This window comes from Bacillus sp. FJAT-29814 (assembly GCF_001510715.1).
In the GTDB taxonomy this organism is placed as follows: Bacteria; Bacillota; Bacilli; order Bacillales; family Cytobacillaceae; genus Neobacillus.
The window spans coordinates 668,075-681,612 of the sequence record NZ_LMTJ01000001.1 but is presented as its reverse complement, the minus strand read 5'-3'; the positions used below and the strand labels follow the sequence as shown (position 1 = coordinate 681,612).

Annotated in this window: 8 protein-coding genes; 5 read left to right on the top strand and 3 right to left on the bottom strand. The window is 41.9% G+C overall.

What is annotated here, in order from left to right:
* The first annotated feature begins 14 nt into the window (after positions 1-14).
* The 5 genes from AR334_RS03180 (at position 15) to AR334_RS03160 (ending at position 6,296) form a co-directional block, all read left to right on the top strand.
* Entirely contained in the window at positions 15-764 is a 750-nt protein-coding gene (locus AR334_RS03180) for a hypothetical protein (protein WP_066304819.1), read from the top strand.
* A 118-nt stretch (positions 765-882) separates the two neighbouring features.
* A complete protein-coding gene (locus AR334_RS03175; RefSeq protein ID WP_066304817.1) occupies positions 883-1,332 on the top strand; it encodes a MarR family winged helix-turn-helix transcriptional regulator in 450 nt (149 codons plus the stop codon).
* 22 nt (positions 1,333-1,354) lie between these two features.
* Entirely contained in the window at positions 1,355-3,082 is a 1,728-nt protein-coding gene (locus AR334_RS03170) for an ABC transporter ATP-binding protein (RefSeq protein ID WP_066304814.1), read from the top strand.
* Positions 3,079-4,968 (top strand): ABC transporter ATP-binding protein, encoded by a 1,890-nt coding sequence (locus AR334_RS03165; RefSeq protein ID WP_066304812.1) that lies wholly within the window; start codon positions 3,079-3,081, stop codon positions 4,966-4,968. Before AR334_RS03170 ends, AR334_RS03165 begins: the two co-directional genes overlap by 4 nt.
* A 128-nt stretch (positions 4,969-5,096) precedes the next feature.
* Positions 5,097-6,296 carry a glycosyltransferase gene (locus tag AR334_RS03160; protein ID WP_066304810.1) on the top strand — a complete coding sequence of 400 codons (1,200 nt, stop codon included), beginning with the start codon at positions 5,097-5,099 and terminating at the stop codon, positions 6,294-6,296.
* A gap of 120 nt (positions 6,297-6,416) precedes the next feature.
* Here AR334_RS03160 and xerS read toward each other — a convergent pair whose 3' ends face one another.
* The 3 genes from xerS to AR334_RS03145 all read right to left on the bottom strand — a co-directional run bounded on the left by xerS (position 6,417) and on the right by AR334_RS03145 (position 13,389).
* Entirely contained in the window at positions 6,417-7,505 is a 1,089-nt protein-coding gene (xerS, locus tag AR334_RS03155) for a tyrosine recombinase XerS (RefSeq protein WP_066304807.1), read from the bottom strand.
* 1,225 nt (positions 7,506-8,730) lie between these two features.
* Entirely contained in the window at positions 8,731-10,701 is a 1,971-nt protein-coding gene (locus AR334_RS03150; protein WP_066304803.1) for an acetate--CoA ligase, read from the bottom strand.
* Between the two features lie 264 nt (positions 10,702-10,965).
* Entirely contained in the window at positions 10,966-13,389 is a 2,424-nt protein-coding gene (locus AR334_RS03145; RefSeq protein ID WP_066304801.1) for a Lon protease family protein, read from the bottom strand.
* Positions 13,390-13,538 lie beyond the last annotated feature (149 nt).

Genomic DNA, 13,538 nt, shown 5'->3' with positions numbered 1-13,538 from the left:
GGGAGGGGAAAATAATGAAGAAAGAAGTGCTCCTTGCGATTGCAGCATTTTTCTTAATCTCGACTACTGTTGTCTACGCTATTGGAGAAGACAACAAAATCATTACGATCTCCAAGGAATCAGTCGATATAACCGGCGACGGCAAGGCTGATGACATTTTATTGAGGGGTGTAGCCTATGAGGATGAGGATAGCTATTTAAAAGAAATCTTTGTCGAGGTGGCAGCTTCAAACGGAGAAACCTATAAAATTCCTCTTGAAAGCGGCGCTAGAGCGGGACTTAAACTGGCAGATTTAAATCACGACGGCCTGAAGGATGTGTTCGTAACTGTTGAAACTGGCGGCAGCGGCGGCATTATTCTGAACTATTTATACACATTGAAAGATTTTGTTATCACCGACTTAACTGTCCCAGAACCTTTGGAAATGGACGCTCATTTTTTAAATGGTTATAAGGCAGAAATATTGGTAAAAGCAACCGGAAAGTCGTACCTTTTTAACTTAAAAGACCGAAAGAAATATTATAAAAAAATCGGGTTGTATGTGAAAGGAAAGTTAAATGAACCAACTGAGCTAATGGTCAATGCGTTTAGCAGCATGGAGCTCGTTCCATTGAAGGACGGTAAACTGGGACTAAAGGGTATCCAAAGGGTGGCGGGCATCGCCAATGCCGACACGATTGCCTATGTGGAGTCAACCTGGGCTCATGTGGATGGAAAGTGGAAAATGATTGGTATTAATGTATTGCAACACAGGGACAATTAAACCTGTGTTTTTTTTATTTTTAAAAATTGACGTCTAATACATACGGGAATATAATTATGTATGCAAATTAATAGGTAGCCTAATAATTAGTTGACTAAACAAAAATCGAGGTGCAATCATGGCAGACATCGAAAGTGTAACGGCGCAAAAATTGTTGCAATCATTTATGCAATTTCGCAAGACCGGCTGGCATGAAAAGAAAATTGCCGGGTATAATCCCAGCGAATTTAAAGTACTGGCAACGATTCAGCGTGTCACGGCAGAGAAGCAATCCGAGATGAAAGTCTCGGAAATTAGCCATGAGCTTCAGGTCACGCCGCCAACCGTAACACAAATTATCAATACGCTTGAAAAGGATGGTCTTGTTGAACGCACTATAGACCCTGCCGATCGTCGGGCGGTAAAAATTAAACTGACACCGACGGGGATGAAGGCAGTAAAAGAAGCGAAGGCAGCTTTTACCGAAACCTTCCTCGGCCTCATCGATTATTTGGGTGAGAAAGAAAGTGAGCAATTAGCTGATTTGCTTACTAAGGTCCATCATTATTTTCAAGACTTAAACCGTTAATCCATAATGGAGCTGATCGCAAATGGGAAAACTGATCAAATTTTTAAAACCCTATCAAGGCCAAGTTTATTTTGTATTAATTCTGGTCCTCCTGCAATCTTTGTCAGAGCTTTACCTGCCAACGTTAATGTCTGATATCGTTGATAAAGGGGTCGTAACCGGTGATACAGGTTACATCTGGAAGGTCGGCGGCTTTATGCTATTGGTTGCCGCAGGGGGGATGGTATGTTCGATTGCAGCTAGCTTCCTGTCCGCAAAGGCAGCCTCCGGGTTTGGCAAATTATTGCGAAGCAAACTGTTCGCCCATGTTGAAAATTTTTCCCTGCACGAATTCGATCAACTAGGAACAGCCTCGCTCATTACTAGAACGACAAATGATATCACGCAAATTCAACAGGTATTAATCATGATGCTGCGGATGATGGCAATGGCTCCCATGATGTGCATTGGCGGCATTATCATGGCATATTCCAAGGATGCCAAGCTAACCTTGGTTTTGGCTGTATCGCTGCCTGTTCTCGTCTTTGCTATTGTGATTATTGCCAGAAAGGGACTTCCGCTGTTTAAATCAATGCAGGTAAAACTCGATAAGGTCAACCGGGTGCTAAGGGAGAATTTAACCGGGATTCGGGTAATTCGCTCGTTTAATCGTGTTGGATATGAGAAAACTCGTTTTGACGCGGCCAACTGGGACTTAACCGATACCGCGATTAAAGTCAATAAATTAATGGCGGCGATGATGCCGATTATGATGATTGTTTTAAACCTGACAACAGTGGCAATCGTTTGGTTCGGTGGCATCCGTATCTCGAACGGCCATATGGAAGTCGGCGATATGATGGCATTTATCCAATACGCGATGCAAATCATGTTCTCGTTCATCATGCTATCCATGATGTTTGTAATGATTCCAAGGGCACAAGTTTCGGCAACAAGGATTAACGAAGTATTTGCAACTACTGCAGACATTGTTGACCCGGATAAGCCAAAAGCCGGCAATGGGAATAGAGGCCACGTCGTATTCGAGAATGTTTCCTTTAGCTACCCGGGTGCTGAAATGCCGGCGATTTCCAATATTTCTTTTAAAATGAACCCAGGTGAGACCACGGCCATTATTGGCGGAACCGGATCAGGAAAATCGACGCTCATTAATTTGATCCCACGCTTTTATGATGTCGGCAGCGGCCGGGTTCTTGTCGACGGAATCGATGTTCGGGAGATGACGCAAGCAGACCTTCGCCAAAAAATCGGTTTCGTTCCACAACAGGCGGTTCTTTTTACCGGGACCATTGCTGAAAATATCCGCTATGGCAAAGAAGATGCGACCGATGAAGAAATTCGGCATGCCGCTGAGATTGCTCAGGCATCAGAGTTTATTGCAGGAATGCCAGACGAATATGAGACGAAGATCGCCCAAGGGGGAACAAATGTTTCGGGAGGCCAAAAACAACGCCTGTCGATTGCAAGGTCCCTTGTCAGAAAGCCGGAAATCTATATTTTTGATGATAGTTTTTCCGCACTTGATTTTAAAACAGACGCAAAGCTTCGAGCAGCATTGAAAGATGAAACGGCAGATGCGACCGTAGTCATCGTCGCCCAGCGGGTCAGCACCATTATCGATGCCGACCAAATTATCGTGTTGGATAACGGAGTAATTGCCGGAATTGGCAGCCACCCAGAGCTCCTGAACACTTGTTCGATATACCGGGAAATCGTCATGTCGCAGCTATCGGAGGATGAAATCGCATGAGCAGAGAATCCAAGAATGAAAAAGATACGAGACGTAGTGGACCAGGAGGCGGATTCGGCCCACGCGGTATGGGAATGGGAGCGCCGGTTCAAAAGGCGAAGGATTTTAAAGGCACGCTTAAACGATTAATTGGCTATTTAATGCCGTATAAACTGCAATTAATCGCTGTTTTAATTACGGCGATAATTGGTACCGTATTTGCGATTGTCAGTCCGAAAATCATGGGAAAAGCAACCACCAAACTCTTTGATGGCCTGATGATGAAGCTTAGCGGTGTTCCTGGAGCCAAAATTGATTTCGATTATATTGGCCAGATTATTCTGCTTCTGATAGGTTTATATATTTTAAGTGCGGCATTTAGTTATCTCCAGCAATATATCATGGCAGGTGTTGCGCAAAAAACAGTCTACAACCTTCGCAAAGAGGTACTTGATAAGCTTAACCGTTTGCCGTTAAAATATTTTGATGCCCGGACACATGGGGAAATTCTTAGCCGCGCTGTCAACGATGTCGATAATATCAGTTCTACCTTACAGCAAAGCTTAACCCAGTTGATTACCTCTGTTGTCACCATCATTGGTGTTATTGTCATGATGCTGACAATTAGTCCGTTAATGACATTAATCGTGGTGGTGACCCTGCCGCTAAGTATTCTTGCTACTGCCACTATCGCCAAACGTTCACAACTTTATTTTAAAGGGCAGCAGAAAGCACTTGGCGAGCTGAACGGCCATGTCGAGGAAATGTATACCGGACATAAGGTGATTAAGGTGTTTGGCCATGAGCAGAAATCAATTGGCCAATTTGAGCGTATTAATGATCAGCTTTATCAATCCGGCTGGAAGGCGCAATTCATGTCCGGAATGATTATGCCGTTAATGTCATTTATCAACAATATTGGTTATGTCCTTGTAGCCGTTACAGGCGGGATCCTGGTCACAAAGAAAGTGATTGAAATTGGCGATATTCAAGCGTTTATCCAATACGCACGGCAATTTTCTCAGCCGATTGCCCAAACGGCCAACATCGCTAATATCATTCAGTCAACAGTGGCCAGTGCGGAGCGTGTGTTTGAGATTTTGGATGAAACTGAGGAAGTGCCTGAAGCGGTTCAAACAAAAGAATTAATAGCCCCTAAAGGCGAAGTAGTTTTTGAGGATGTTTCCTTCAGCTATACCGACGGGGAACCTTTAATGGAAGATTTAAATATTTCCGTGAAGCCAGGGCAGAAAGTGGCGATTGTTGGTCCAACTGGTGCCGGCAAAACGACACTAATAAACTTGTTAATGCGCTTTTATGAAATTAATGACGGACGTATTTTAATCGACGGAATGGATACGAGGGAGATGAAACGGGAGCACCTTAGGAGTTTGTTTGGCATGGTGCTACAGGATACTTGGCTCTTCAACAGTACGATTCGCGATAATATCGCTTATGGAAGAGAGGGGGCAACTGAAGAGGAGATTATAACAGCCGCCCAAGCAGCCAATGCTGATCATTTTATCAGGACCTTGCCGGATGGCTACGATACGATTTTAAACGAGGAAGCCTCCAATATTTCACAAGGCCAGAAGCAATTATTGACGATTGCGAGAGCCATCCTTGCTAATCCGTCCATTTTGATCCTTGATGAAGCGACGAGCAGTGTGGATACCCGTACTGAGGTGCAGATTCAAAAGGCGATGGACCATTTGATGGAGGGGCGCACAAGTTTTGTCATTGCTCACCGGTTGTCAACCATTCGCGATGCCGATATCATCCTGGTGATGAATCATGGCAAAATCATTGAAAAAGGAAATCACCAGGAGTTATTGGAACTTGGCGGGTTTTATGCCGATTTATATAATAGCCAGTTTTCCGCCAATGTGCAGAAACGTGTCGGCTAATATAAGCGTTTGGACGGTCCGATTGGGCTTTCCAGACGCTTTTTTCATGTTTTACAGTTACACAAGAGAATGCATTTCAATAAACTAAAAGAAGGGTAGTTTTTTAGAAATTGAGGTGTACTCCTTCTATGAAAAATAATATTGTGCGGACTGAAAAGAAAATTTGTCTCTGCATGATTGTGAAGAATGAATCTGCCATTATTGAAAGATGCTTAAATGGCGCAAAGCCGATTATTGATTATGTTTCCATTTGCGATACCGGGTCAAGTGACAATACAGTGGAACTAATTGAAATATGGTGCAGAAAAAATGAGATTCCAGGTACACTGCATTTTGCCCCGTTTAAAAATTTTGGCTACAACCGGACTTTGGCGGTCAAACTGGCGCAGCAAACCTATCCAGATGCCGATTATTTGCTGCTGCTTGATGCCGATATGCTGCTTGAGGTGGCTCCAGGGTTTGATAAATCAGTATTGGAAAAGGATCAATATTTAACCATGCAATATAACTCGCAAATCAAATTTTGGCTACCGCGATTATTAAAAGCATCCTTACCTTGGCATTCTGTCGGAGTGACCCATGAATATTGGGATCTTAATCGTTTTCGACTAGAGGACAAAGACTATACTATTGTCTCGTCAAGGCTTAACGGGCTGCCGATATTTGATCATGAGGATGGCGGCAGCAGGACAGATAAATTTGAGCGCGATAAACGGCTATTGCTCCAAGGACATGAAGATCCAGCAACACCGGATGATTTAAAAATGAGATACAAGTTTTACTTGGCGCAAACTTTAAATTGTCTGGACGAACTGGAGGAGGCAATCAAGTGGTATAAGCGGCGCATCGATGCAGGCGGCTGGGCGGAGGAGGTCTATTATTCGTACTTGCAAATCGGATTTTGCTATGAACGGTTGGCGATTCGGGCTGCACAGGAGAACAGGGGGGAGGAGGAGGACCAATATGTCGCCCTGGCATTGCTATTTTTCCAAAAAGCATGGGAATATCGACCGGTAAGGGCGGAATCACTGTACCAATTGGCAAGAATTCATCGAGAAAAGGGACAATACCAACTCGGGCTAATGTATGCGTTAAAAGGGAAGGAAATCCCATTTCCAAAGGAAGATTTGTTATTTGTCGATTATCATGTGTACGATTACTTATTCGATTACGAAATCTCGATATGCGCTTATTATATCGCTCAGAAGGAACAGTTAGGCCGGAAAGCGCAAAAGCGACTGATGAATAAAATAAACCAATTGCCGGAGCATATAGCGGCGGCAGTAAGGAATAATGAAAAATTTTATAATAATAGCAAAAAAACATAAAATTTTTTGTTGTCTCACTATCTTAAGTATACTTAGGAAATGAGACGAGATGAGTTTTAGTTAACATAATAATATTATGTTAACTGATAAAAAAAGAGGCTCACAAAGGGTGGAGCCTCTTTATTCTAATTGCTCTTTCGGCAGATCCATCTTATCTACAGCAATTTTAAGGTCATCGTTCTTGATATGCGTGTAAATCATCGTCGTTTGGATTGAAGAATGGCCCAATTGCCGCCTTAATTTTGGTACATCGTTAATCTCTGCATGATATCTGGTTGCAAATGAATGCCGCAGTTTGTGTACGGATAATGAAGGTTTACCGAAAGCAGTTGCATATTTTTCGATTAGTTTTTCTACAGAACGTGCTGTAAGCCGTCTAGTTTTGCCTTTAGGGCCCATGGCGGCAGCAACAAATAAAGCTTTATTGGTTTTGTCGACCCCATATTTGACGGTTCTGATAGCAAGATATTCCTGTAAATCATCCATGGCCGTCTGGCTGAAATAAACAAATTGCTCCTTATTGCCTTTACGGATCACGCGGGCGCAATACTTGCTAAAGTCGATATCATCGAGGTCGAGACCGATTACTTCCGACAGCCGGAGCCCGGAACCGAGGATTAACGAAACAATCGCTGTGTCACGTTCCTTGTTTAATTGATGAAAATTGAAGATTTTTTTGTTGTCTTTGTTGATTACACCGTATTCATGGGCCACAAACATACGAAAACGCTCGTATTCATCACCAAGAAGGATCTTTCCTTCCATTTTGTTTGCTTTTGTTTCCATCGATTCTTTTACTTCGTTAAATTCGATTTTCGCCATGACGTTCCGATTGATATAGGGCTGAAAATCCGAAGTTTCTGCGATGTTTTGCAGATAGTTAAATAGCGATTTTAAAGCTGATAATTTGCGGTTTATCGTTAATTCCTTATTATTTAGCTGGTAATGCAGATAGTTTAAAAAGTTATCAACCTCGATGACGGTCAATTTTTCAAGACGATCCAGCGGAATGTCTTTGATTTCACCAGTCCATAAATTTTCACCGATCATCCAATTGAAAAAGATTTTATAGTCGTGACAATAATTGAACAGCGATGCGGTCGAAAGTTTTCTTAATTTGTGGTTTATGTATTCTTCAACATACCAAGGAAGCTCATTAAGCAGAGCTTGGAGTTTTTTAAAATTTTGCTGCTTTGCTGGATTTACCATAAAAACACCTCACTACTACATTTTACCTTTTATAGATTAATTCGTCAAATTTATATTTTACGTAATAATTATTAATCTAAAGGATTAAAGTGATTTCCACTCTCCCTCTCGTTATTTTTTATTTGTTTTATTTACATACGTTTTTCTAAAAATATATACAATTAATAATACGATATAAATCTGTCCAAATATTATATTGAATCCCATCGGTATCAGCAGTAACAGAGTCGTTCCGAAGAACCATTTATCTTCTAAGCTCATTTTTTTCATGAAACTACCACTTCCCTAATAACATGATTTTCCTAACATTTGCAAATAGCTCTTTTTATACAATTTTATATGTCGTTAACCGAAAAAAGCCCCTACAAATGTAAGAGCCAGCAAACTATTTTTTTGTTTTTGGTTTATACGAAATTAAAAAGAACCCGATGAGCAAACAAATAAGTCCCCAAAAACTTCGATATATCCATGAAAAATGTTCGTTGTAGAATATATAGCCTATTGTTAGACAAATTATAAATGCCCATCCAATAAGATTTATAATTCTCTTTTTTGTCATATTATCCCATTCCTCGCATTATGGAGTTTAATATCTTGTTAGGTATATATAGGCAGCTGGATAACCCGATGCTGGTCCAGGGTATACATTTTACTTTCTGCAATACCATAATATAACAATTTAATAGTTCTGTAACTTGGGAAAAAACTTGGAATGTGTTGCTTAGTTCCACTTTAATGCTGTTTTTTGTCTTGACAAGAAAGATAAATCTACACAGATAGGAGCAAAATGAATTAAAAACTTAGACATCGACTATAAAAGTTTTTTCCTTGTATAAATTTAGGAGTCTGGATATAATAAAGATAGATAGAACACAATAAAAAAAGGAACCGGCTGCAACCGATTCCTTCTGTATAGCACCCTGCAAGAAGTGCAGTGGCTCATATGTTGAGAGAAGAAAATAGCCTACCCTAAATCACATGGCCGTGTGCAAGGGTGGGTTATTTCTTTTTTGTCAAAGAAACAACTACCATGATCACTGATACGATTAAGCCTGCAAACGCTACTGAGAACATTAGTGCTTCGTATATGGTCATGTGTGCGTGACACCTCCCTCCTATGAGAGAGTAGCCACTGCCCACCCCGCTTTGTGCTATACATCTGTATTATACCAGATTTATCCTCTGTTTCCATAAATAATCTTATTGTTCATAGGTACACATACTTCTACTTTTTCACTTTGGATCTTTCATCGATAATACTTTGAACTTGTGCTACAGTTGCTGGGTCTTCAAGCCCGGTGATGTCACCTGATACTTTTCCTGATACGAAGATTTCCTTTAATAAGCGGCGCATGATTTTTCCGCTGACTGTTTTTGGTAGAGAATCTGTGAAAATAATCGCTTTTGGCAGAGCAATTTTACCGATTTGCTCAACAATACGCCCATTTATTTTCTCTTTTAAAGCATCTGTCCCTTGGGAAAGGTCATTTACCCTGGCAAATACGAGCGGTACCTCTCCTTTGATTTCATCCGGAACACCAATGACAGCTGCCTCGGCAACTCCTTCACATTCAAGCGCGGCACTTTCAATCTCCATCGTACTTAAGCGATGCCCTGCTACATTGAACGCATCATCGGAACGGCCGACAACCCAGACATAGCCATCCTCATCAATCAGGGCCAAATCACTGGCAAAATAGCTTCCTTCCACCTGGCTAAAATACGAGGAAAGATAGCGTTCAGGTTCCTTCCAAAGCGTGCGGCATAGCATCGGGAATGGCTTCCTGATAACGAGGTTTCCTAAGGTACCCGGTTTAACTGGTTTGCCCTCTTCATCCACTACAGCAATATCCGCACCTAAAAATTGCATTCCAGCTGATCCGGGCTTCATTGGCGTTAACCACGCAGCTCCTGCAATAGGACAGCCGGCTGTTTCTGTTTGTCCCCATGTATTATTGACACATATCCTTTTCTTTCCCAACACTTCATAGGTCCACTGCCATGAATCCGGATCAAAGGGCTCGCCAACAAGGGAGATGACATCCAGGCATGATAAATCAAATTGATCGACTGCCTTTTCTCCCAGACTCTTTAACATCCTGAGTGCCGTTGGAGCGGTAAATAATTTATTGACTCGGTATTTCTCAATAACCCGATAAAATCGATCCTTTGTTGGAAAATCAATGGCTCCTTCATATACGACAGAGGTAACTCCATTAGCAAGTGCGCCGGCAATACCCCAAATATGCATCGTTAGCCAGCCAATATCGGCGGTACACCAGAATACATCGTCATTATGATGGTCCATATGGTATTTGCTATAGATGTAATTTTGAATGACAAAGGCCATTCCTGAATGAACGACACCCTTTGGCTTTCCGGTTGTGCCGCTTGTATAGAAGACGATTCCAAAATCATTTGCCTCCAGCTTTTCCGGTTCACAAACGATACTTGCCGTTCTTGTCAGCTCCTCCCACCAGAAATCACGCCCTTCCGTCATTTTGATTTCTGTATTGAGGCGATTGACGACAATGACCGCTTCAATGGATGGAATATCTGGAATGACCTGATCCACTTTTTCCTTCAAGAAAATCTTGTTACCCCGCCTTGTCGTAGCGTCGGTCGTCACAATAATCTTTGGTTCAAAGCTGATAAGACGGTCCTTCAAAGACTTTTCTGAATACCCCGAAAAGACGGTATTGTAAATAGCCCCAATCCGGAAGCAAGCGAGCACAGCAATAATCGCTTCGGCCAAATTCGGGAGGAAAATCGCCACACAATCCCCTTTTTTCACACCAAAGGACCGGAGAACATTGGAAAAACGATTCACTTCAGCGAGCAGCATATTATATGTAAAAAATTTCGTGTCCCCGTTTTCTCCCTCCCAAATAAGAGCAGTGCGGTTTCCTGCACCGTTTTCCACATGACGGTCCAGTAAGTTTACGCAAGGGTTGCTAATACCGCCTTCGAAGAAACGAAAATCAGGTAGGCTTCCACTTATTGTTTTTTGCCAAGGCTCGTACCAGAATAATTCTTTGGCGACATCGTTCCAAAAAGCTTCGGGATTTTGCTGAGATTTCTGAAGAAGTTCTTGAAATGCTTCACTGCTTCCAATTGACGTGTTAGATTGTTTTTCTTCGCTTGGATAAACAAGCTTACTTTCGGCAACTACCTTTAAAATTCCACTTACATCCATTTGAATCCCCCTCGTATCGTAACTGGTTACTTGATTTTGTCCTTCACGCTATGAAAGCGCATTCATTTTCTTTGTAAAAAAAGTGGAAATGATATCCTGTTAATTAGATTAACATGAATATTCACAATTTTCAATCCGACTATTCTACAGTTTAAATGAAAAAACGTCCTCTCATACTAATACATGATGAGAGGACGTAATCTTAATGTAATATCCTATAATATATCAAACTACTAGGGCAGTCTCCTGCCTGCTCGTTTTGTGTTATTCAGCGGAATTAACTTTTTGATTGGCCAATTCAAAAATCCGCTTGAATTTGTTATTCACTTTTGCAAATATCGATTCTTCGGGAAAATTTCCATGTTCATCACGTAAATAACCAGTGCTGCTGCCTGTTAAAATTTCAAGCCCTTCAGCAATATGGCCGACTTCCCAAACGTGAAACATTCCATTATCAACCGCCTCGACAATTTCACGGTCAAGCATTAAATTTTTCACATTTTGCTTTGGAATAATGACTCCTTGCATCCCGGTCAAACCGCGGTCTTTGCAAATTTGATAAAAACCCTCAATTTTTTCATTTACGCCGCCAATTGGCTGGATTTCACCCCACTGGTTCACCGAGCCGGTTACGGCAATTCCCTGGTGAATTGGCACCTCGGCTAGTGAAGATAGCAGTACATATAACTCTGCACTTGAGGCGCTGTCGCCATCAATCATTGAATAGCTCTGCTCAAAGGTGATGCTGGCTGACAGCGGAATCGGCCGTTCTTTGGCAAATTGGCCGGAAAGAAACCCGGATAGAATCATCATTCCTTTATGATGGATTTGACCGCTCAATGCTGCCTCCCGTTCAATATTGATAATCCCGCCTTTACCAGCGTAGGTTTGGGCGGTGATTTTTGCTGGAATACCAAAGCTTGCATCTCTTGTTCCCAGCACTGCGAGCCCGTTGATTTGCCCAATGCGTTCACCTTCGGTTTCGACCATGATGGTACCGTTTCTAATCATTTCCCGGTATTGATCGACAATGTGATTGGAACGGTAGTTTTTTTCGAAAATAGCCTTTGTTACATGCTTTTCATCGATTGCTGCAGCGTTTTCCTTATTGGCCCAATAGCTAGATTCGACTAGCACTTTGCTAAGCTCCTGAAAGCGGGTTGATAATTTCGCTTGGTTTTCCGTTAGTCGGGTGCTAAAGTCAATTATTTTCGCTATTGCGTGGCTATGAAACGGTAAGAGTCCCTCCTGTTCCGCATATTTTTTCACGAAACGGGCAGTTTGCAAAGCATTTTCATGAGTTTTATCCATCACCGTATCAAATTCTACTTTCACCTTAAACAATTTATGAAAATCTTCATCGATTCTCATCAGCAAGTCATATAAATAGTACGGGCCGATCATGATTATCTTAATCCTTAATGGAACCGGCTCCGGCTTGATACCGCTGGTCGGAATCACTCCCCGCTCCTCGTACATATTTTCAATCTGGACACAGCCCGTTTGCAGCGCCCGTTTTAACTGATTCCAAACCAAAGGCTGCAGCAGCACCTCAGTTGTCTGGACAATCAAGTAACCGCCGTTAGCTTGATGGATTGCACCGGCTTTAATATAAGTAAGATCAGTAACCCAATTCCCTAGGGAACCTCTATAATTCAGCTTTCCGAACATGTTTTGAAAGGTTGGGTTTGTTTCATAAATGACAGGGGCGCCTGTTAAACTTTTATTGTTAACGAATAAATTGACCTTATAACGGTTCAGCTGCTGTTCCTTTGACCCAATCAACGCATTCATGATATCGGGTTCCTCTTCATCCAAAAATAATGCGTAGTTTCGTACACAATCATGATAAAAAGCAGCTAAATAGGCCGTGACTTTTGGATATTCACGATAATAAGCCCGAAATGGGACAAACAGGTTTTCAATGGCCTCTGCGGCTGTATGCCGCATAAATTGGTCAACCGTTTTCCGTAACAGCTCCTCCCTTTTCTTTACTTGATACAGAATCTCCCGTAATCTTTCTTCAATTTGTCTTTCCTTTTGTGATAATTCTTCTTTTTCTTGATCAGATAGCTGTTCGTATTGTTGCCGCTCTAAAGGAGCGCCATTTTTTATCGGATAGGTTTTGACGCCTGTTGCTGTTCGTTCCAAAATATAGCCTTGATCACGCGTAAACGCTTCCGCTTTTGCCCATAGCTGCTCCATGCTCTCCCGGTAGGCCTTTAAGATTTCCTGTTTCTTTTTTTCATAACCATCGCTGGAAAAGCTCGTTCGAATTTCCCTTTCAATCTCTGTTACAAGGGTTTCCATTCTCTGTTGAAAAAGAACTCCACTACCTGCTGGCAGCGAGATCACAAATGGTCGATTGGGATTCTCAAAATCAAATACATAGCATTGATCATCAGGGACGGGGAGTTTTTCAGCTATTTTCCCTACACTGTCCAATGTATAGGAAAGTCTGCCGGTGCCGCTCGGTCCGACGACAAACAGGTTATAGCCCGATTGCTCAACAGACAGGCCAAATTCCATGGCTTTTACCGCACGGTGCTGACCGATTATATTATCTGGCAGTGTTTCAAGGTATTCGGTGGTTTCAAAGGAGAAATGATTGGCATCAAATTCCGGACGGAGCTTTGATATTGGGATACGGTGGCGGGCGAGTACATTCTTGTATTCCTCTCGGTTCATTATGAAAACCTCACTTTCTATCTCATCCTTCTTACATTTAAATTCGAGATGTTCTCTGCTTCCCCTTCAAGTTTCTCAATTGTTCAAAATTATGTCCGTTAATTTTAAAATTCACCTGCCATGTAGCAGACTGTGTTAATATATAAAAG

Excerpts from the sequence above, each read along its gene's own strand:
- AR334_RS03180 (WP_066304819.1), top strand. The coding sequence starts at position 15 with ATGAAGAAAGAAGTGCTCCTTGCGATTGCAGCATTTTTCTTAATCTCG.
- AR334_RS03175 (WP_066304817.1), top strand. The coding sequence starts at position 883 with ATGGCAGACATCGAAAGTGTAACGGCGCAAAAATTGTTGCAATCATTT.
- AR334_RS03170 (WP_066304814.1), top strand. The coding sequence starts at position 1,355 with ATGGGAAAACTGATCAAATTTTTAAAACCCTATCAAGGCCAAGTTTAT.
- AR334_RS03165 (WP_066304812.1), top strand. The coding sequence starts at position 3,079 with ATGAGCAGAGAATCCAAGAATGAAAAAGATACGAGACGTAGTGGACCA.
- AR334_RS03160 (WP_066304810.1), top strand. The coding sequence starts at position 5,097 with ATGAAAAATAATATTGTGCGGACTGAAAAGAAAATTTGTCTCTGCATG.
- xerS (WP_066304807.1), bottom strand. The coding sequence starts at position 7,505 with ATGGTAAATCCAGCAAAGCAGCAAAATTTTAAAAAACTCCAAGCTCTG.
- AR334_RS03150 (WP_066304803.1), bottom strand. The coding sequence starts at position 10,701 with ATGGATGTAAGTGGAATTTTAAAGGTAGTTGCCGAAAGTAAGCTTGTT.
- AR334_RS03145 (WP_066304801.1), bottom strand. The coding sequence starts at position 13,389 with ATGAACCGAGAGGAATACAAGAATGTACTCGCCCGCCACCGTATCCCA.